At 59.1% G+C, this 19,208-nt stretch carries 18 protein-coding genes and 1 pseudogene; 9 read left to right on the forward strand and 10 right to left on the reverse strand.

What is annotated here, in order from left to right:
* The first annotated feature begins 166 nt into the window (after positions 1–166).
* The gene (locus tag ABIE49_RS19815; protein WP_192739125.1) at positions 167–715 is read left to right on the forward strand and encodes a hypothetical protein; all 549 of its coding nucleotides are present in this window, start codon (positions 167–169) and stop codon (positions 713–715) included.
* Positions 716–918: 203 nt separating this feature from the next.
* Here the strand turns inward: ABIE49_RS19815 and ABIE49_RS19820 are convergent, their stop codons facing one another.
* A complete protein-coding gene (locus tag ABIE49_RS19820; RefSeq protein ID WP_192739124.1) occupies positions 919–1,416 on the reverse strand; it encodes a DUF4142 domain-containing protein in 498 nt (165 codons plus the stop codon).
* Positions 1,417–1,974: 558 nt separating this feature from the next.
* Between ABIE49_RS19820 and ABIE49_RS19825 the strand changes: the two genes are divergently transcribed.
* Complete coding sequence (locus ABIE49_RS19825) at positions 1,975–2,292, forward strand: hypothetical protein (protein ID WP_192739123.1); 318 nt, start codon at positions 1,975–1,977, stop codon at positions 2,290–2,292.
* Between the two features lie 427 nt (positions 2,293–2,719).
* Here the strand turns inward: ABIE49_RS19825 and ABIE49_RS19830 are convergent, their stop codons facing one another.
* Positions 2,720–2,881: a hypothetical protein gene (locus tag ABIE49_RS19830; protein ID WP_192739122.1), complete on the reverse strand. Its 162-nt coding sequence runs from the start codon at positions 2,879–2,881 to the stop codon at positions 2,720–2,722.
* Positions 2,882–3,101: 220 nt separating this feature from the next.
* Here ABIE49_RS19830 and ABIE49_RS19835 point away from each other — a divergent pair, with 220 nt between their 5' ends.
* Together ABIE49_RS19835 and ABIE49_RS19840 are read left to right on the forward strand one after the other, a co-directional pair.
* The gene (locus ABIE49_RS19835) at positions 3,102–3,419 is read left to right on the forward strand and encodes a hypothetical protein (RefSeq protein ID WP_192739121.1); all 318 of its coding nucleotides are present in this window, start codon (positions 3,102–3,104) and stop codon (positions 3,417–3,419) included.
* Between the two features lie 12 nt (positions 3,420–3,431).
* Positions 3,432–4,052, forward strand: a complete 621-nt coding sequence (locus ABIE49_RS19840) for a general stress protein (protein WP_192739120.1) — start codon at positions 3,432–3,434, stop codon at positions 4,050–4,052.
* Positions 4,053–5,308: 1,256 nt separating this feature from the next.
* Here ABIE49_RS19840 and ABIE49_RS19845 read toward each other — a convergent pair.
* Positions 5,309–5,482, reverse strand: a complete 174-nt coding sequence (locus ABIE49_RS19845; protein WP_192739119.1) for a hypothetical protein — start codon at positions 5,480–5,482, stop codon at positions 5,309–5,311.
* Between the two features lie 256 nt (positions 5,483–5,738).
* On the opposite strand from ABIE49_RS19845, the gene ABIE49_RS19850 reads away from it, so the two are divergent.
* Both ABIE49_RS19850 and ABIE49_RS19855 read left to right on the forward strand, forming a co-directional pair.
* Entirely contained in the window at positions 5,739–6,059 is a 321-nt protein-coding gene (locus ABIE49_RS19850; protein ID WP_249127886.1) for a response regulator, read from the forward strand.
* Complete coding sequence (locus ABIE49_RS19855) at positions 6,059–6,427, forward strand: response regulator (RefSeq protein ID WP_354066894.1); 369 nt, start codon at positions 6,059–6,061, stop codon at positions 6,425–6,427. The genes ABIE49_RS19850 and ABIE49_RS19855 overlap by 1 nt, the downstream gene beginning before the upstream one ends.
* A gap of 361 nt (positions 6,428–6,788) precedes the next feature.
* Here the strand turns inward: ABIE49_RS19855 and ABIE49_RS19860 are convergent, their stop codons facing one another.
* Genes ABIE49_RS19860 through ABIE49_RS19875 form a run of 4 tightly spaced genes read right to left on the reverse strand, consistent with a single transcriptional unit; the run spans position 6,789 to position 11,419 of the window.
* Positions 6,789–8,477, reverse strand: a complete 1,689-nt coding sequence (locus tag ABIE49_RS19860) for a caspase family protein (protein ID WP_192739118.1) — start codon at positions 8,475–8,477, stop codon at positions 6,789–6,791.
* Complete coding sequence (locus tag ABIE49_RS19865; protein ID WP_354067555.1) at positions 8,380–9,276, reverse strand: ABC transporter permease; 897 nt, start codon at positions 9,274–9,276, stop codon at positions 8,380–8,382. The genes ABIE49_RS19860 and ABIE49_RS19865 overlap by 98 nt, the downstream gene beginning before the upstream one ends.
* Positions 9,276–10,208, reverse strand: coding sequence for an ABC transporter ATP-binding protein (locus ABIE49_RS19870; protein WP_192739117.1), 933 nt, complete (start codon positions 10,206–10,208; stop codon positions 9,276–9,278). Before ABIE49_RS19870 ends, ABIE49_RS19865 begins: the two co-directional genes overlap by 1 nt.
* Positions 10,205–11,419: an NEW3 domain-containing protein gene (locus ABIE49_RS19875; RefSeq protein ID WP_354066896.1), complete on the reverse strand. Its 1,215-nt coding sequence runs from the start codon at positions 11,417–11,419 to the stop codon at positions 10,205–10,207. The genes ABIE49_RS19870 and ABIE49_RS19875 overlap by 4 nt, the downstream gene beginning before the upstream one ends.
* A 465-nt stretch (positions 11,420–11,884) precedes the next feature.
* On the opposite strand from ABIE49_RS19875, the gene ABIE49_RS19880 reads away from it, so the two are divergent.
* Positions 11,885–12,196 carry a hypothetical protein gene (locus ABIE49_RS19880; protein WP_145831233.1) on the forward strand — a complete coding sequence of 104 codons (312 nt, stop codon included), beginning with the start codon at positions 11,885–11,887 and terminating at the stop codon, positions 12,194–12,196.
* A 526-nt stretch (positions 12,197–12,722) separates the two neighbouring features.
* The gene (ftsH, locus tag ABIE49_RS19885) at positions 12,723–14,564 is read left to right on the forward strand and encodes an ATP-dependent zinc metalloprotease FtsH (protein WP_192739115.1); all 1,842 of its coding nucleotides are present in this window, start codon (positions 12,723–12,725) and stop codon (positions 14,562–14,564) included.
* Between the two features lie 161 nt (positions 14,565–14,725).
* Here ftsH and ABIE49_RS19890 read toward each other — a convergent pair.
* Positions 14,726–16,053, reverse strand: a pseudogene (locus ABIE49_RS19890) (MFS transporter).
* A 693-nt stretch (positions 16,054–16,746) separates the two neighbouring features.
* Between ABIE49_RS19890 and ABIE49_RS19895 the strand changes: the two are divergent.
* Positions 16,747–17,841, forward strand: coding sequence for a sensor histidine kinase (locus ABIE49_RS19895; RefSeq protein WP_192739114.1), 1,095 nt, complete (start codon positions 16,747–16,749; stop codon positions 17,839–17,841).
* Positions 17,842–17,997: 156 nt separating this feature from the next.
* On the opposite strand, the gene ABIE49_RS19900 is transcribed toward ABIE49_RS19895, so the two are convergent.
* Positions 17,998–18,636, reverse strand: a complete 639-nt coding sequence (locus tag ABIE49_RS19900) for a MarC family protein (protein ID WP_192739113.1) — start codon at positions 18,634–18,636, stop codon at positions 17,998–18,000.
* A 99-nt stretch (positions 18,637–18,735) separates the two neighbouring features.
* Positions 18,736–19,098 carry an SPW repeat protein gene (locus ABIE49_RS19905; protein ID WP_192739112.1) on the reverse strand — a complete coding sequence of 121 codons (363 nt, stop codon included), beginning with the start codon at positions 19,096–19,098 and terminating at the stop codon, positions 18,736–18,738.
* Between the last annotated feature and the right edge of the window lie 110 nt (positions 19,099–19,208).

Here is a 19,208-nt window from a genome sequence, read left to right on the forward strand (position 1 = left end):
AGCGCGCCTCTGATCACGGCTTTAAGTGCCGTCCGCTCGATATCAATTCGACGTGCAACTGTGCTTCGCATGGATCACCTTGACAACCGCCGATTGTTCCCGACGAGACTTCGACAAGTGGAGCGAGCGCAACTTGATGATTTGCATCATTGGGAACCAGAGCGCGATGACGGAGTTTGCTGAAGCACTTGGGCCGGAGGGTTTTGGGATGAGCATCTTCAATACGCGCGGTAATCTCGTCCCAATTCATCCCGATAATACCAGGACGGGAGATTGGCTCGTTCTGTTAGAAGCAGCCACCATCGTGGGCCACGAACGCGACAAGCTCAGGGTCGCACTAACTACTCAAGAGCGGAAGCTCGTAAAAAGGCGGAAGCTGTTCGGCAAAACGGAGTACTTCCTTATTGTCGACGGTTATGATCCGCGAATACACGCGCTGTATTTCTGCCCTCAGCTTTACAGAAACGACGACGGTGCGCTCGTTCCTTTGACCGGTGAAGAGATCGGACAATTGATGGCGCGGGCGCTGGAGGGAGGTGCGATTGAAAAGCCGCCATGGTATGAGCCTGCTGATAGCCTGCCGAAAGAGCCAGTCATAAAAGCGACTCCTGAGAAGGAATTTGACAGCTTGGTTGTTGACGCGCCAAGCCCGAAGGCGAAATCGCCCGCGCTGAGGGCTGTACCTACAGCCGACAAGGAAAACGCGAAGACTTAACGCGCTTACACTTGAGCGCCCGCTTAGTCAGCCTATATCCTGGCTACTCCTCGCGCAGGCAAGCGCCTAAAGGCCCTTTCACGAAATGAAGCCTGCGAGCATAGAAGGGTCTCGAGATCCTTGGCCAGCGAAGTGGCTTGGATCAGCATCCAGTCGATAGTGCTTTTTAGGGCTAACCGGGATCTGGCGACGTGCGTCAAAACTCACTTCGCCGATTTCAGAGATTTCGCGGCGTCCAAATGTTTTTGCAATGTCTCGATCTGCCCAGAAGCATATTCCCCGGCGGCATCTTTGTTCTTAGAGGCCTTCTTGTACTCGGCAATATCTTTCTGATGATCGGCAACCATGTGGGTTGCAAACATCTTGTCGAAGGCGGCCCCGGTCATTTTTGACATCTTCTCGTAGTCAGCTTTTTGCTTCGGATTTGGTCCGGCTGGTGGACTAACTTCTAATCCCTTAGCAGCATCCATAGCTTTTCGATTGGCAGCGGCGTGGTCGGCGGAAAGCATCCTGCCGTACGTCTTGACGCCCTCGCTTTGACCATTCTTCTGTGCGAGGTCACCCATGCTAACTTCGGCAAAATTGCCCTCAATTGCCTTCTTGATGAAGGTTTGGCTCGGCTTGTCTTTCGCGGTTGCATTAGCGGTCGAGATAGCCAACACGAGCGTGGCTGTCCCAACGAACGATAAGACTTTGTACATAGGTAAACCTCCCAGTGATTTACCTGCTGAACACACAGGGGGCGTAAGAGTTCCAATCGGCGGATGCCTTGCTTCTTCAACAGTCGGTCCCCGGCGCCGAGGATATCGCCGCTTGCCTAGTGTCTCTTTCCGACGGCCCGCCACGAAAAGTGAGACCACCTGATCGAGGATTAAACCCTGGTACGCTCGCTGGGGTGCCGTCAGTCGGCAAGATATCGGACGGGCGGCATCGAAAAGTGGTTTGGTGGCAGGTTCGGGAGTTGGAATTCGATTATTCCTGCGCGCCCTGGAGTAGCTCCGGATATTGAACGACAGAGCGGACCGTTCTTGCGATAGGGCGACTACTTCTAGGGCGCGTGCTCTTACTGTCTGCCTTGGGGTCCGTTTGGATGCCAGCGGGCCCACGGATTGTGGAGTTCGCGAACCGGCATCGTCTCCCCATGGTGGCTGGATGGCGTGCATGGGTACAGGCCGGAGGCCCCCGCGGGAACCCCTATTGGTGCACCGCGTTGCTTGTGGTCGCCGTTGATCAACTGTTAGTTAGCTGAGTAAGAAAGCATGACAAAAATGCCAACTACGAAGGCTGAATTGAACAGATTTTTTGAAATGATCAATCAGCGAGTGCCGAAACGGGTCTCTCAGTTCATTCGGTGGCTTCGCAAACCTTCTTCATTCGCGGCTCGGCTGGCCGTTGCAGCATTGCTCATTTTGGGCGGCATCTTCAGCTTCTTGCCTGTCTTGGGGTTCTGGATGCTGCCTCTCGGGCTGCTGTTAATTGCCCAAGATATCCCGTTTTTGCAAAAGCCTCTTGTTAGAGTTCTGTCGTGGATGGAGAAGAAATGGGTACAGACACGATTGAAATGGCAAAGCCGGTAAGTGTTTCAACCTCGATAACATTCAGTAAGCCTCCGATAAGGCAAAAAACGGCCCCAGTGGCGGGGCAGCGACTGGAGCCGTCTTTTTTCATCGGATAGAACGCGGGGGGACGTCCCACCCGGTAGCGTAGAGTCAAGAGATGGCGATAATAATCGTTCCATCACTAAGGGTCTTGGCTGGCTATTTTTGACCAATGAACTGATCCAAATCAATCTGGGGTCTTTGGCTTCGCTACTCCTGGCTGCTCCGCTACTCATAGAGATACGGAGCACGCCATCCTCCGCTGAAATTTCCAGGAAGCCCTCCAGGGGTCATTCGACGGACTACTTTTGTAGAAATACGAGGGGTACGTTGCTGCGAACGTAGCCTTGCATCGACTTATTCATGCGCCCTCCCTTAGGACTGCCCCTATATGCGATCTCTTGGTTCAACCTGCAAAGCCCCCACGAGCATTGTGGGCTAGCCATTCGATCTGGCTCTCGGTCTCCGCGAGGTGCTTTTCGAATGCAGCTTTCAGTTCGGTGACTGCGCCGTCTTTGTCATTTTTGCCAGAGCAGAAAAGATCCGCGAGCAGCTTCTCTTTGGTCATGAGACCCCACCAGGGTTTGGATGCCGTAGAACTGTGTGGATTCTAATAATCCTGAGTTAGCTGCCATCGTGCGCCTTTGTTTGTTCTGCGGTTCTTGTCGCCCACAATTTTAAATTGAAGGCCCCGTTGCACTGGGGTCAGTCATAGCGAGGCATTGCCGCACCATGGAACCTAAGGTGTGGTGGACGGTTCAATCGCTTTCTAACTCACTGGAGGAATCATGAAACAGACCCTTCTCGCCGCTAGCATCGCAGTGCTGGCAATCACCACTGCTTTCGCCCAAAACCCGCCGGCACAGTCGGGACCGGGCAACAACGCGGTCAATTCAGCCGGCCAAAACAACGCCGCTGCTCCCGTCGCCGGCGCCAACAGTTTTACCGAGGGGCAAGCCAAGTCGAAGATCGAAGACGCTGGCTTCACCAACGTGACCGAACTGAAGAAGGACGATAACGGCGTTTGGCGTGGCAAGGCCAGCAAAGGCGGCGCGGCCACTGCGGTGAGCGTCGATTTTCAGGGCAACGTCAACACTGCGAAATAAGGAAAACTGAGCATGACCGTTACAATATCTCGTCTTTACGACACTCATACCCACGCACAGGCGGCTGTTCAACGACTGGAAGCAGCCGGCGTACCGCACTCAGACATCAGCATTGTCGCCAACAACTCGGACAGCTGGTTCAGCACGGACAAGAAGGTGGATCGCGACCGTGACGGCGTCGATGACCGGGCGGAGGGAGCGGGAACGGGTGCAGCAATCGGCGCGGGGCTAGGCGGCACGGCCGGTTTGCTGGCCGGTCTGGGCCTGCTGGCCATTCCCGGTCTTGGGCCCGTTGTCGCGGCCGGCTGGCTGGCGGCAACGGCGGTCGGCGCGGCAGCAGGTGCGGCAAGCGGCGGCATCGTCGGAGCGCTCACTCAAGCTGGGGTATCCGAAGAAGACGCTCACACTTATGCCGAGGGCGTCCGACGCGGCGGCACGTTGGTATCCGCCAGGGTAGCAGACGCAGATCGCACGCGGCTGGATGCATTGCTGAATGAGTCCGCGGTCAACTTGCGTGACCGGACTGCGGCGTGGCGCAAGTCAGGCTGGAAGTCGTTTGACCCCACAAGCAAGCCCTACGGAGCCGATGAGGTCCGAAAGGAACGCGCGCTCTACGGTGGCGGGCTGCGGTAAAGAGTGGAAAGTAACGGCCCGCCCAGCGCGGGCCGTTTTTTAAAAGGTGATTACATTTCTACTGAGCACTTCCACCCCGCCTTGAGCCGGTTCGGTCCATAGTCGCCGGCGACGAGAAGCTCCCACTGCCCTTCCCCAACTGACAGCGACGCCGAAATCTGGGAATTTCCGGCAAAGATCCGCTCACTCCAGCGGCAACGCACCTCAACCTATGCAGGGTTGAGGTTGCTGCACGAAGTTCGGCTCATTCTGCTGGTTTTGACTTTCGACGCGTCATTCGGGGAGCGCCAGGGGAGTACAGGCATCCTTTGCGTCAGAGCACATGCGACTGGCGGCTTGCGTTTCGGCTGCTGTTATATCACAACGTGCTTGTCCGTTCTGTCATTAGCGTCGCTTGACCGCGTGCTCCAGCCTGATCCCCAAAGCAGACGAAGCACATGAGGGCCGCCGCTTCCTCGGAAGTCCACATCGCTCTTGAGAATTCGCGCGACATATGATGCCTGCTAGAGCGTCCGATTCGTTCTCGCCGCGAGTGGTCACGTTGCTGGCGTCATCAATCCACCCGCCCGCAACAAACGGAGCCACTGGGTGATGATGACCTTGGCTGCGAATCGAAAGTTGGTTAGGAGCTGCAGACGAGAAAGCCGGAAGCTGTGGCCCGACTGGGATTCCTGGATGAAGCGGCATTCGAGCGGGAGGACTCCTGCCCCGGTGCAGGCCGGCAGCGCGAGCTATCACATCATCGAGCCAGCGCCCGGTCGTTACGTGAAGCAAAAATCAAACTGATTCGATCGGTTGCTGTCAGCGCTCTGTGCGAGTCTAGTTCAAACCGGCACATTCAATTTCACCTGCGCGCCCGACAAGCAAAATGGGCTGGCTGACTAACGTATCGCGCACCGGAGTGCCACTGGTCCGGTCAAACCGACGCGGCCTAAATGGCCACACATTAACTCGACACCATCAGATCAAAGTTGCGGGATGCCGGGCCACGCAGTTGAGCCTTTCGCCTTCGCGCGCCGGCAGCCGCGCCGTATGCCGTGTCTGGGAACGCCAGCGCAAAATGACGTTCAGGCCGCGCAACGTTGGTTAATCGCGGCGCACTCGGTGTGGAGTATCTCTCCTGAGGCTGTAAACCGGAACAGCGAGCGCTCTAGTTTGCCTTCGTAGTTGCGATAGTCGAGGCAAACGCCGTCGGCTGTAAGCGTCAGGTCATTCATTGCGAATGCTGCCGTAGACGCCATCGCAAGCTTGGGTGCCTAGTAAGCAGCGATCGATGCCCGTCCGATTAAGGTCACCCTATCGCAGCTGCATTCAAGCGTCGCCCGCTCGTCGTACATATCGACCAAGGCGTGGAGATCGCCGAGCCGACAGGCATCGAGCCAGTCAACGACGATGGCGAAAGGATCGAACTCATGCGGTGGTATCGGCATCGGTGCCCATCCTGTCCCTCATGCCTCCCGGCGCAAGCTCATATAGGTTTCATCGTGAATGGGGGTTGAATGGAGCTACCGTAAGAATACGGACTATCCGGTATGTTCACTTTTGGACTTTCATGCGGAACTACCCGGTCCCGGCGACGTTTGTGCATGGAACTTTCGATGGGCGGGAAAAAGTGGCAAATTCAGAGCTTCCTGTCGTCCTCATCGTCGAGGACGACCCTACAATCAAGTGATAGTTGAGGACGCTTTGAAAGAAGCTGGCTTTGAAACGGCAATTGCACCGTCGGCCGAAGAAGCCGTGACCCTGCTCAAGGGGAAAGTGATGAACTACCGGGCGCTGGTCACCGATATCAATTTGAAGGGGCGCATGAACGGCTGGGAAGCCGCGAAGCAGGCCCGGCATATCGAACCTGAGTTTCCGATCGTATATATGACGGGTGCTGCCGCCGGTGACTGGGCGTCTCACGGTGTGCCCCACAGTATCCTCCTTGAAAAGCCATTCGCGCCCGCACAACTAGTGACCGCGGTCTCTCAGCTTCTCAACGCGGCTTCGCCAGGACAAAGCTGATGCAGGGCGCCTCGGTGTTTTTAGTCGAAGACGAGGCCCTAATACGAATGATGATAGTCGAAATGCTCGAAGAGCTCGGGCATCGAGTGACCGCCGAAGCCGGCAGTGTTGCGATTGCCGAGCCGCTTGCTCGGACGTCCGCATTCGACTTAGGGGTTTTCGATATCAATGTCGCGGGCTTCAATGTTAGTCCAATAGCCCAGATCGTTGCTGCGCGCGGTCTCCCGTTCATATTTGTCAGCGGCTACGGTCCCGAAGGACGGCCTGAAATGTTCACTCACAAACCAGTGCTGCGCAAACCGTTCTTGATTTCCGATCTTGCGACAATGATCGATTCGGCTTTGAGCGAGAACGGGCGGCACGACTGACAGCAGGCCCATGAAAGCCGGGTTGCCCGGAGAAGCACAGACGCTCGCCCGTTGCCGGACATCGTGCCGCAATTATCGCCTGCTATCGGGCGCGCCGAACTCCGGCGCGGGTCGCCAATGCTGATGCCAGGAAAGCGTGGGCCAGCCGGCGTAGGGGAAAAAAGCCCGCATTTCTGCGGGCTTTTTGTGAAGCGCCTCATCCGAGCCTGCGCGGATCATATCAAGCCCAGCGTTTTCACACAGCCAAGGTCAAAGCTCCCCCTCGACAGCCCCTCAACGGCGCTTACGCTTTCGTGTGCGGTCCGGCAGCGTCTAACGCTTTCTTCCGTTTCATCCGCCCGGCACCCTTCAATCCCCGGCCTTACCGGTTGGCCGTTGCCGCACTGCGGAAGTAGAAGGGCTCGCTCGGCAGCGAGCCATACACGAACGGTTCCTGCTGGCGCCCGGTCGCAGCCATCACGTCGTCGCGAACGAAGCGGAACAGCATCGATATCTCTAAACCCGGCTGCTTCAATCGCTTGAGCAGCGCCTTCATGAACGGACTGTTACCGTCGTCCCCATCATGCGCCACCTGGCCGGCTTTCGCAGCATAAGCGATCATGGTACCACCTTCGGGCTCGACGCGCGCCAGGCCTGCCCCCAGCGAACGCGTGCTGTTGGTGAACCGCATCTGCGGTGCGAATGGATTATTGCGACAGGCGTCCAGCACGATCAGCCGCAAGCCCCGCACGCCCTCGATCGCGGCGCTTAACTCATCGATCGACACCGCTTCAAGGCGAACATCGCGATCGGTCTTGAATTGCGCATCTACAGGGGCGAGCCAATTGACGCCTCCCATCTCGAGCCCATGGCCGGCAAAATAGATCACAGCCCAGTCGGCTGTTTCGGCGTCCGCTGCGAATGCTCTCAGCGCCGCGAACATCTGTGCGCGCGAGAGGTCGCGCAGGAGCGTCACCTTGCGGAAGCCAAGCGCATCGAATTCTGCCGCGAGCGCTTCCGCGTCACGGCCGGCATTCGTGAGCGGTGCAACGTTCTGATAGGTGGTATTGCCGATGATGAGCGCGACCCGGTTGCTCCGCTCTCGCGCCGGCTCCGCGGAATTCTCAAGACGCGGCGCCATCGCGCTGTCTAGTTCGCGCACCAGTTGCTCCGCCTCGCGGAACACACCGGCGGCGTCCGGACTGGACAGCGGCAGCCGTCGCGCGGTGGCCAGCGCATCCCGCGCCGCACCGACATTGTTGGTTCGGGCCAGTGCCACACTCTTGAGGGCATGCGCTTCGGAGTTGTTCGCGTCGATCTTGAGCAGCGCAGCCAACACAGGTAGAGCTTCCGCATAGCGCTTCAGCTCGACCAGGGCTTTACCGTTCAGCAGGCCAATGTCAGCGTGCATCTTCTGCTGTGAAAAGGTCGTGGTGACCCGGGTGGCGCGTGCCCGCGCAATTTGATGAAGGGCCTCATCGGGGCGGCCGACCTGCAGCAGGAAGTCTGCCCGGTTGATAAAGTTGTAGACATCACCCGATTGCAGCCTCGCCGCCTGGTCGAGATCGGCCTGACTCTCGGCAATTTTGCCACGCCGGACAAAGGCCGCAGCGCGGTTGCGCAGCGCGCCGGCGCGATCCGAATTGGTGTTGGCCAGAGCGAGCGCGCGGGTCGCGTCCTTGATCGCGAGATCGAACTGGCCAAACCCGCTGCGTATCGTGCTCCGGTTCAGCCAAGCGTCGACGAGGGATGGATTGTCTTCAAGCGACCTATCGCAGCTCGCGAGCGCATTCCGATAGTCGTGCACTAGGATGTAGTGGTAGCAACGCGTGTAGTAAGCGGCGGCGCGCTCGCCGATCGGTATGCCGCGCGTGTTGATGATCGCCATGCAGGCGCCGAGCGCTGCCTCACCGTCTTTGTTGCGGCATGCCTCCCACAGCGTCGATCTCTCGCTCGGAGCCGCGGCAATCGCGTTAAGAGTGGGCAGCGAAAGCACGAGCGGCAGCAGGAAAATCATGCCGCAGGCCGGCAGCAACACGCGCGGATGCGCAATCCGCCGGAGTGCGATCATGGAGTGGTCCTGCCGAAAGCTGCACTCGCTTCCGATGCGGGCCGGGGGACGGCAGCCGTCTGCTGGTCGAAAACCCGCGCCGCGCAATCGATTGCTGAGCTTCGAACTGCGCAAGCACCGTAGAAGGATCGAGCGGATCGATTGGTGCGATAAGGCCGGCCAGCAGCGGCGCGATCATTCCCCAAAAGACCGTGAGAATGAGCCACACCGATAATGCGGCAAGCGCCGACGTCGCCGGTGACCGAATGACGGCCGAAAATGCGATGGCGAGCGCAAGCCAAACGCCGGCGCAGGCAAGCGTCGCTGCCAGATAGGCCAGACTACGAACGACGTCAGCCGCCGTTGGTGGCAATCCGAGAAACAGAATACCGAGCCCGGTCATCAGCAGCCACAGCGTGAGTAGCGCGATGGCAATGACAAGAAGTGCTCCGAGAAACTTTCCGAATAGCACGGCATCGCGATAGATCGGCTGTGCCAGCAGCCGGCTCATGGTGCGGCGGTTGTATTCGCCATTGATCGCATCGAAACCAAGCGCGATGGCTACCAGCGGTAGCAGGAAGCCGAGAAACGCGGCAAATGACGGTAGCGGCTCGCGCGCCACCGTGAAGAGCTTCAGGAACAGATAGGCGTCCTCGGCCGTGGTATCCTTGATGCGGCCGATCGCGCCATAGACCGCACCGATCGCCGTCAGCAGCACCAGACCCATGATCAGGTGCATGCGAGCGCTGGTCAAATGATCGGCCGCCTCCTTGAGCGCAATGACGCCGACTCCGCGGAATGGAGATCCCTCACGCACCATCATTGGTGAACCTCCCGGAAATACCGGCCATAGGCTTCGTCGAGCCTAGCCCGACGCAGGTCGAGGTTGCGCAGCGCGCCACCCGCGGCGACGATCCGCTGCGCGAGCTGCGGCCGAACGTCCCGCACGGCCTCGCATTGCCAATGCCCGTTCACCGCCATGACGTTCTTGACACCATCGACGGTGGTAGCGAGCGCGGACAGATCGATTCCCTCCGCCTCGACGTCGATGACATATGTGCCACCGCCGATCTTGGCCGCCAGTTCTTCGATCGTTCCGAAGAAGCCGATCCTGCCTTTGTTGAAAAGCGCGATCCGGTGACACACGGTCTGAACGACGTCGAGCATATGCGATGACAGCAGGATCGTCATGCCGCCGCGGCTAAGCTTTTGGATCAGGTCAAGCAGCTCTTGGGTCGACTGCGGATCCAGCCCGGACGTCGGCTCGTCCAGGATGGCGATCCGGCATTGGCGCATCAGCAGTTCGGCGATGCCGAGCCTCTGCCGCATGCCGCGCGAGTACGTGGCGACCGGACGGTCGGCAACCTCGAGCAGGTGAACGGCGGCGAGCGAGCTGTTGATGCGCTCACCCACTACCCCGCGCGGGATGGCGGCAAGCCGAGCCATGTAGGTAAGGTTCTCGCGGCCCGTCATAGTCTCGTAGAAGCCGACGGAATCCGGCAGATATCCGACATCGCGCTTCACTTCGAGCGGCCGCCGCAACGGGTCCTTGCCGAGGATCAGGATGCTCCCGCGCGTGGCTTCGGTCAGTCCCAGCAACATCAGAATTGTCGTCGTCTTGCCGGCGCCGTTCGGGCCAAGTAGACCGATAACCTCACCGGCGCGGACCTGCAGGTCGATGCCGTCCACGGCGACATGCGGACCATATTGCTTGGCAAGGCCTCTCGCCTCGATAACGAATTCGTCGCTCATCGCCGTCCGTACCGCATCACGGCGCCGCCGAGAACCAGCACGGCAGCGGCTATGACGCCGAGCCCGGCAACGCCCCAAATGGTTGAGGTTCGCACTGTCGTTCGAAACTGCACCGATTCGGACAGCCCGCCGCCGCCGCTGCGCAGCGTGACCATGTAGTCCCCGGCAACCGCCCGTTCGGAAGGCTTGATTTTTACGTTCACTTCTCGGGTCTGGTTCGGCGCGATGCTTCCGATCTGCTTCGGCTCGAAGGTGACGCTCCAGCCTGACGGTGGCGAAGCGGACATCTCGATGTCGGTCGCGGGCGCTGACCCTCCATTGACAAGCGAGAAGGTGAAGTTCGATTCCTCTCCCGCAACGGCGTCGCCGGAGAGACGCTCCTGCGGGCCGACCATTCGCAGTTGCGGCTCGCCGGTGACTTCCAAGCTCAACGCGGTTTCGGCGGATTTGTCACCGCCCGACAGACGCACCGCGATAGGATAACGACCGGCAGGCGCGGCGCGTGAAGGCACAATGTCGAGGGTGATGTTTTCGGAGCTCCCTGCGTTAATCGGTAGCCCGGTGATTTCCTCCGAGCCGTAGCCTCGCTTGAATTTTGCCTGGAAACCCTCGGGCGTTCGCGCCGACAGGTTAAAAAGCGACTGATCGGAGCCGCCGTTGGTAGCCTTGATCCGGAAGCTGAAGGTCGAACGAGGCGTACCGCGCAGGGCAGGCAGTTCAGGTTCGAGCGTGAGCTTTCCGGAGGCCGCTTCCGAAAGTCTGACGCTCAGAGGTAATGAAATCGTCTGCCCGTCCTGCCTGGCGTTGACCTTGAGCGCGAAAGTGCCTGCGGAGATGCCGGCGGGTGGCTTCAGTTCGAGCGTAAGGCGTTCAGTCTCGTCGGGGCCTACCATCACCGCCGAGACTTGTCTTCCACCGCCCTTGAATGCCGCTTCCCAGCCTTCCGGAAGACCCTCAAGGCTTAACCCCAGCCGCTGCGGGGGCTGATGTGCGTTTCGGACAGAGACCTGGATTGATCCGGCCTCGCCTGGTTTCAGCGAGAATTCGGGATGCGGGGTCGTGATCCAAAGCCCGGTAAGGGGTGGGGAAGTCTCCGCGGCCAGGGAGGCAGCTGGACCGATCAAAGTCGCCAGAACAACGGACAGAAAAAAGCGCGCGCCGCGCTTGAACGATCTCATGGTACCCTCTTTGTGTCCTTCGGCGTCCGACAAACCAGTCCGCCTGATTGTCGGGCACCGTGCGGCTTTCTCCTTTCTTCCGCACCGCAAGGCGCGCTAGTCGCGCTCATGCTCTGTATGCAGCGGGTGAAACGCGTTGCATCCGGCAATCCGAATCGGCGATGTCACTAGCGGCCCGGACTTGAAGCCGCCGGACGAAAAACGACTTAGAGCGCACGTTGTTTTCGTCAAGCCGCGCCGCGCGAGCTTTTTGTCGCATCTCAAGCAGATGCGTCGCCATCCCGGTCTCGGGTCAAAGCGAGCACGGCAGGAGCTTCGCCTCGCCGGGACCACGTCATCCCAGACCGGCATTCACTTGGCACTCGCCCAGGGACCCCTCGCGGCTATTCTTAACCCCACGTCTTCCTGCCCTGGCCACTGATGACAAAGCCCCTTGCCTTGAAGGAACCATTCTCGCCCCCGTCTTTTGAATCGCTTTTGGTTGCGTGGAGTGGGGTAATGCGTGAGTCACCATCGATTGTCCCCGTCATGGACCAGGACGTCTATCTCGTCCTCGATGACTTCGGTGCAATGGGATGTGCTTGGCGAGAGACAAACGTCGAAGACACCGGTCTTGAAGCGGTCATCGAGGATTTGTTGGAGGGCCAGTACAGCAATCCGGTACGCATCATTCGCTTTAATCTCGCGGAGGGTTGGGTTCGTGACGTTTCCGAAGAAATAGCACAAAAACTGAGCCAGCGCTGCGCCGATCGCGGCGGCGAACTGCCCTATTCGCTGCATCAGTTGGTCGAGCAAGCAGCACGGCGGTGAGTAACTTAGTGCGACTCGTGAACAGTATTGGAAAAGACAAGAAGACGTGGGGCGTGCCGTTGTCGTTCGAGCCATCGGCGGCACGAACTCGCAATCGCTTTCGATTTCAGGCAGGTTGAAATTCGCGAGCGCTCGACAACGACACGTTCGCGACATTACGCGGATTTTTTTTCAAACGGAGCGCCTCGGCCTGGGAAACTTGAGCCGTTACTGAAGAGGGAAGTGACAGCGGCGCCCAACCCAAGCACGACGGCTACCCTGCCCACATCGCGGCGGCCGGCCGCGCCATGCGGACCCAGAAGGGCCGGCAGGAAAAGCGGGACCGGCTAGTTGCACGCTCTCGTCGCTCAGGTCTTGAAACCTAATCGCACGCTCCTAATTCATCTGCTGTCACGCGGTGGCCTGGATCCCGCGAATGGATCGGGCCGACCGTGGCGCTGCAGCACGCTGAGATTGTCAAGCGAGATGTGAATATGAGAGTTCTGGATCCGTTCGGAGTCCGATCGCATCGAGAGCGGTTCGCGGCATGAAGAATAACACGCGCTTCAACGTCGGCTATGCGATCGCCGCAGTCGCCGCGATCCTTCTGATTCAGTACATCGTCTCGGCAGCCAGCCAGGTCGCCGTCATCCCTTACAGCGAATATCAGCAATTGCTGAAGCAGGGAAAGGTTGCGACGGTCGGGATCTCCGATCGCATTTTGCAGGGCACGTTGAAAGAGCCTTTGCCCAGCGGACAAAAGCAGTTCGTTACCACGCGCGTTGACCCTGGGATCGCACAGGAGCTCGAGAAAGCCGGCGTCCTCTTCACTGGTCAGGTCGAGAGCACCCTTGTGCGCGACCTGCTGTCATGGGTTATGCCGGTGCTGCTGTTCTTCGGCCTGTGGTGGTACATCGGCAAGCGCGCCGCAGAGGGCGGAGGCTTTGGCGGAGGGCTGATGGCCATCGGCAAGAGCAAGGCGAAGATCTACGTCGAATCCAATACCGGCGTGACGTTCGCCGACGTTGCCGGCGTTGACGAGGCTAAGGACGAACTGCGCGAAATCGTCGATTTCCTCAAGAGTCCGGCGGGGTATGGCCGGCTCGGCGGCCGGATGCCCAAGGGTGTGCTGCTGGTCGGACCGCCCGGCACCGGCAAGACGTTGTTGGCGAAGGCCATTGCCGGGGAGGCGAAGGTCCCGTTCTTCTCGATCTCCGGCTCGGAATTCGTCGAGATGTTCATCGGCGTCGGTGCGGCCCGGGTCCGCGATCTCTTTCAGCAGGCGCACCAGAAGGCCCCCGCTATTATCTTCATCGATGAGCTGGATGCGCTCGGCCGCGCCCGCGGCATAGGGGCGTTCTCCGGCGGCCACGACGAAAAAGAGCAGACCCTCAACCAGCTCCTGGTCGAGCTCGACGGCTTCGACTCACGCTCGGGCCTCGTCATACTCGCCGCCACCAACCGCCCTGAGATCCTCGATCCCGCACTGCTGCGCGCAGGCCGCTTCGACCGCCAGGTGCTGGTCGACCGTCCGGACCGGAAGGGCCGCACCGAGATTCTCATGGTGCACATGAAAAAGGTGCAGCTCGCGCCCGGCTTCGACGCTGAGGCCGTAGCGGCGATGACGCCTGGTTTCACTGGCGCCGACCTCGCCAACCTTGTCAATGAAGCCGCGCTGCTGGCAACTCGCCGCGGGGCCGATGCGGTCGCGATGACCGATTTTAATAATGCCATCGAGCGCATGGTCGCGGGGCTGGAAAAACGCAACCGGTTGCTCAATCCCAAGGAACGGGAGATCGTCGCCTATCACGAAATGGGCCACGCCTTGATCGCGCTTTCATTGCCGGGCGTCGACCCGGTTCACAAGGTATCGATCATTCCAAGGGGGGTCGGGGCGCTCGGCTATACCATCCAGCGACCGATCGAGGATCGCTTCCTGATGACCAAGGAAGAGTTGGAGAACAAGATGGCGGTGCTGCTGGGTGGCCGCGCAGCGGAATTGATCGTCTTCGAGCATCTGTCGACGGGCGCGGCCGACGACCTTCGCCGCGTCACCGACATCGCCCGCAGTATGGTCACGCGCTACGGCATGTCCGAAAAGCTCGGCAGCATCGCCTACGACCGCGAGCCAGGCAATTTCCTCGCCGGGCCTGACCGGCCATATCCTGCGCGCGAGCGCGAATATGCCGAAGAGACCGCCGCCGCAGTAGACCATGAGGTTCGCGCCATCGTTGATCGGGTATTTCAGCGTGCGCAGAGCCTCTTGATGGCCCGCCGCGCGATATTGGACCGGGCGGCACTGACCCTACTGGAAAAGGAAACGCTCGAGCAAAGCGACCTCGATGCGCTGATGCAGGAAACGCCCAAGGAGGGGCTAAGGGCTGTCTAGGCGGTGCGCGTGCCGCAATGCCGCTGCGGGCGATATCTTGATGTTTCTATCCGAAGGCGCAAGACTAGTGCGGGTCGGTGACTTCGCAAACAAGTGACATTCGACCGCAGCTCAGCGTGCCCAGTCACTTGCGGCTGCCATTCGCCCAGCGTCCCGCTGGATCAAACAGCCTCGTCAGACCGGTCCCGGAAGCCAAACCACGCGAACGGGAGAGCGACGCCGCAGAGAAGGGCCATTGGAAAGAAGGCCGCGGCTCCCAACCTGGCAAAGAGAATTCCTGACAACAAAGTTAGTACGGCAGTCGCCAACCCTGAGCCAAAGGCATAAAGGGCTTGAGCCGCTCCGGCTGTCCTAGCTGGAACGAGTGTCGCCATCATACGCATGCACGCAAGATGAAGCAGGGCGAAAGTCAACCCATGTAGCGTATGATCCCAGCTGCGGCTGCCAGAGCAGCCGCTCCACGCGCGCCGAGCCGGTCGAGTAACGATGGACCAATTAAGAAAAACACGATGACTTCTGCCGCTACGGCTTCGGACCATAGGACGCTTATGATCGGCGTATCGATGCCTGCAGCGCTCCACCTGATCACAGCAAATGCGTCGTGCATCGCGTGACTCCCGTAGACCAGAGCTGAAACTAAAATCAGGATGCGAAACTGCGAGATCTTAAGAAGCCCATGCAGGGCAGCGAGAGCGGTCAGGCCGCCTTCATAAGGTTTGGGCTGAATATTAACACGGGGCAGCAGGGCTGTTACCCCAGCTGCGACCGCCAGTAGGGCCACATTCATCCAGATGATCGGGGTGAGATCGTCTTGGCCGATTATTTGCCCGATAGTCAGCGTTCCCAATACGAATGCCGCCGATCCAGAGCCGCGTATCCAGCCATATTCAAAAGGCTTTCCTGCGATCTCAGGCTTTGCTGCGTTAACTGACAACGCGTCGGCAATCGACGTCGTGGGGGCAAGTGCTGCAGCTTGAACTAAAGCTATAAGGAACAATAGCAAAAACGTATTTGCCAACAAGAATGCGGCGGCCGTAGCGGCTGCCAGGGCAGCACAGGTCGCGAGCAGAAGGCGTAATGACCCCAAAAGATCGGCCAGCATTCCTACCACTGGGCCGACGGCAAGGCGCACTAACATTGCAGCTGCTAGTATCAGACCGATTTGCTGGGGAGTCAGAGCTCTCGTTTCGAAAAATTTTGGCCAAAAGGGCGACGACACGCCAAACGCAGCGTACAGCGCGACGTAAAGAACAATGTAGGCGATCGGTCTACTGATGCGCACTGGGGCTACCCCAAAAGGGCTCGTTCTACCGACACGAGGATTGCATACTAATACATCAGGACTGCACAATTTGCGCGGACGCAGCTCTGCGGGAGTCCACCGGCAGCTCTGCTCATCTCTGGGACATGCGCTCCATTGAGCGCACGAAAAGCACGCTCGCGAGGCTCCGGAACTGTGCGATAGCCAAAAGTGGAAGTTGCTCCGCACTGATCCCAAGAGCTTGCGTGCGGTTTCCTCTGAGGATTGAAGAGTCGCTCGCTCTTCCTAATTTAACCGTATACGCAGAACGCCTTTTGGGATGCTCGTAGTGCGGCCGATCACCTCCAACCACGATCTCCAATCATCTAGCCACGAAGAATTGGAATCGCTGATCCGTCAGGATTACGAGCGATGCCATCCCGGCGACACTCTGGATGATCTTAAGCGGCGGGCCGCGTTCTCAAAGGAGGACAGGGGACTGCTGCGAGATTGGATGGCTGTAGCAGCTGCCTGTCGGAAAACGTTTCGCGGCTGAATTCAGCCGCGGGCGACGAAGCTAAGCGTCGATGCTTTCAGCGCCGCCGGCGCGATAGCTTGTGGATCGATCAGATTTTCTGAGGCCGGCGCCAACCAGAAGTGACTTTGGCAGCGGGCCAAAAATCCATTGATGTCCGCGCGCGCCCCAGCGTCTTTCCGCTGCCTCTGTCGGGCAAGGTAAACGCGGCCAGCAAGGTGCCGCTTGTTGGCGCGGCAACGCTCTAACCTCTCATCTGGCGCAGATCGGTTCACCCCTCTGGCTAAACTGCTAAGAGATCGTCATTGGAACCCGCAGCGGGCGGTAAGCATTTATCCGATTTACGATGGGAGACTGCGAAAGTGCCCCATTCGGAAGCGAACAAGCTCCGGAGACAAGTCTCCACATTGTCCGAATTCGGCAAGCGAGCTTTGCGGAGCGACGACATAGATGGTCTTCTACAAGAGGCAACTAGGCTTGTTTCTGATGCCATCGATGTTGAGCTAGTGAAAGTGCTGGAGCTCGTCCCAGGCGGGGAGAATTTGCTCGTCCGCGCCGGGGTGAACTGGAACCCCGGCGTGGTAGGGCATGCTGAAATACCCGCGCATGAGGGCTCGCCGGCTGGCTATGCCTTGCACACGAACCAGCCGGTGATTACCGAAGATACCCAGAGGGAGGTTCGGTTCGAAATTCCCAAGCTCTTGATCGAGCATAGCGTCAGGAGCACCGTCAATGTTGTTATTCGCGGTGAGGACGGCCCATTCGGTGTGCTGGAGGTGGACTCGCGGCAGCTCCGGAAATTCGAGCAGGACGATATCGATTTTCTTCAGAACTACGCCAATCTGTTGGCATCTGCTATCGACCGAGTGAGGATCCAGCGAGAATTGGCGGAGCGGGCGCTCAGGCAGGAAATGCTCGGTCACGAGCTTCAGCATCGCATCAATAACATGCTGGCGACTATCCAAGCCATCGCGCGGAGGACGCGCGCCAAGAGCCAGAACCTTGACGAGTTTGCAAAAGCTTTTGAGGACCGATTGGCTGCGATTGCGCGCACTCATGCTTTGTTAAGCCGGAGCCATACGAGCACGATCGATATCCGCGAGGTACTCTCTCAGGAGCTCTCAGTGCACGGCGCTGTCGAGGGCGAGAACCTCAAGCAGCGCGGCCCCGCGATCTCGATTCCGGCAAAACAGGCCGAGGTGTTGTCGATGGCAATACACGAGCTCGCCACAAACGCCGTTAAACACGGCGCCCTCTCCATGGAGAATGGTCATATTGACATATCGTGGGACGCTCATGATAGAGGCAATGAAAATGAGTTCCAACTCCGCTGGCGCGAGCGGACGAGCCCCATCGCGCCCCAGCCGGCCCGGCGGGGCTTCGGTTCAGAGTTTCTCGAGAAATCGATACCACATATGTTGCACGGGCGATTCGAGCGAACGTTTGGCTCCGATGGAATAGAATGCACCGTCTCATTTTTGTTGGACCAGAATGATAAATGAGCAGGGCCGCATTCATCCGGACGACGAGGGTCGCCTGCTCTGTGGCGACGAGACGGCCGGCGGCCAGTCTCCGCGATCAAAGGCATCGACAATACCTGTCCTCTTGGTCGCTGATCCGAGGCGCCCCACGCCCGCAACGGGATAGGCGGGGTCTTCTCAAGCGCCTGCTACAAGCCGAGCACCTCTGATACCGTCAAATATGAATTGGACAGCAAGGGTGGCCAGAATAACGCCGGCAAGTCTCGCCAACACATTGGAGCCGGTAGCCTTCAGCACCCGGTGCAAGACGTCGGTGAAGATCATCCCGAAGTACGTTAGCAAAAGGCAAAGTAGCATAGCTGCCAGTACTATCATTGAGCCGACCGGATCACCGGCGGCTTGCCCCATAAGTAGAACGACCGCCGTGAGGCCGGCCGGTCCGGCGATGACCGGAAACGCCAAGGGGAAAATCGCGATGTCGCCTGGCTCCAATGCCTCGCGCCGTTCAAGTGCGGTGAGCGAGGATAGGCCCGAGGGATGGGCGAAGATCATCTGGATGGCCTGCAACAAGAGCAAGATGCCACCCGCAACTCGAAAGGCGTCCAGCGAAACCCGTAGTGCGCCTAGCAGTCGGTTGCCGAAGAGTGCAAAACCCAACAGGACAATTCCGGCGATCAGCACGGCCTGCCACGCCAACCGAAACCGTTCAGGCCGGTGAACACCCGCTGTCAGACCACCGAACACGATTGCCGTATCGATCGGTCCGATCGCTACGAATAGAGTTGCAAAGGCGGTGGTCGTAAAATCAGAGAGCATGACGGGCGTATCGCGCGATCTTTGCGGAGAAGAGAGAAAAAGCGCAGCATTCGTGCGGCAAAGGACAAGGGAGGCCGTGCAGGCCTCCCTTGCCAAGTATCAGGCTGTCACACGGGGATAGCTCTGGTGCATATACCAGAGTCGCAAAGCCGCAGCAGCCGCCACCAGAATTCCGGCGATGACGTGGAGCGGTGTGACGGTTGCGTTAGACGAGAAATGCAGCACCCATGGCGACACCGCGACCCAAACGCCGGCCGCGAGAGTTAGCCACTCCGGCCACTCGGCAAACAGTGCCAGCGCTGCTACAGCAAGCGCGGCGATCATGATGCCACTTAGCCAGGCATTCCAGTTCATCGGGCTTTCAGTGGAGAATCCCACGGCCCAAGGCGAAAAAAACAGGCCCAGGCCGATCACAAGACCTACCACATCAGCGATCATATCTTTTTTCCAGACTGTGTTCATGGCTGCAACTCCTTACATGGCTCCTTTCACTCTCATTCTGAGATCAGCCGCGGTACGACTGAACTGGTGGATGACAAACCGCCGGTGCGGACGAGGCCGCAAGCGCCCGC

Source organism: Bradyrhizobium sp. OAE829, from assembly GCF_040546575.1.
GTDB lineage: Bacteria > Pseudomonadota > Alphaproteobacteria > Rhizobiales > Xanthobacteraceae > Bradyrhizobium.

Coding starts and splice junctions, on each gene's coding strand:
- ABIE49_RS19845 (WP_192739119.1), bottom strand. CDS start 5,482: ATGCCGATACCACCGCATGAGTTCGATCCTTTCGCCATCGTCGTTGAC.
- ABIE49_RS19830 (WP_192739122.1), bottom strand. CDS start 2,881: ATGACCAAAGAGAAGCTGCTCGCGGATCTTTTCTGCTCTGGCAAAAAT.
- ABIE49_RS19900 (WP_192739113.1), bottom strand. CDS start 18,636: ATGCTCTCTGATTTTACGACCACCGCCTTTGCAACTCTATTCGTAGCG.
- ABIE49_RS19855 (WP_354066894.1), top strand. CDS start 6,059: ATGCAGGGCGCCTCGGTGTTTTTAGTCGAAGACGAGGCCCTAATACGA.
- ABIE49_RS19905 (WP_192739112.1), bottom strand. CDS start 19,098: ATGAACACAGTCTGGAAAAAAGATATGATCGCTGATGTGGTAGGTCTT.
- ABIE49_RS19880 (WP_145831233.1), top strand. CDS start 11,885: ATGCGTGAGTCACCATCGATTGTCCCCGTCATGGACCAGGACGTCTAT.
- ABIE49_RS19870 (WP_192739117.1), bottom strand. CDS start 10,208: ATGAGCGACGAATTCGTTATCGAGGCGAGAGGCCTTGCCAAGCAATAT.
- ABIE49_RS19840 (WP_192739120.1), top strand. CDS start 3,432: ATGACCGTTACAATATCTCGTCTTTACGACACTCATACCCACGCACAG.
- ABIE49_RS19860 (WP_192739118.1), bottom strand. CDS start 8,477: ATGATCGCACTCCGGCGGATTGCGCATCCGCGCGTGTTGCTGCCGGCC.
- ABIE49_RS19835 (WP_192739121.1), top strand. CDS start 3,102: ATGAAACAGACCCTTCTCGCCGCTAGCATCGCAGTGCTGGCAATCACC.
- ABIE49_RS19865 (WP_354067555.1), bottom strand. CDS start 9,276: ATGGTGCGTGAGGGATCTCCATTCCGCGGAGTCGGCGTCATTGCGCTC.
- ABIE49_RS19825 (WP_192739123.1), top strand. CDS start 1,975: ATGACAAAAATGCCAACTACGAAGGCTGAATTGAACAGATTTTTTGAA.
- ftsH (WP_192739115.1), top strand. CDS start 12,723: ATGAAGAATAACACGCGCTTCAACGTCGGCTATGCGATCGCCGCAGTC.
- ABIE49_RS19815 (WP_192739125.1), top strand. CDS start 167: ATGACGGAGTTTGCTGAAGCACTTGGGCCGGAGGGTTTTGGGATGAGC.
- ABIE49_RS19820 (WP_192739124.1), bottom strand. CDS start 1,416: ATGTACAAAGTCTTATCGTTCGTTGGGACAGCCACGCTCGTGTTGGCT.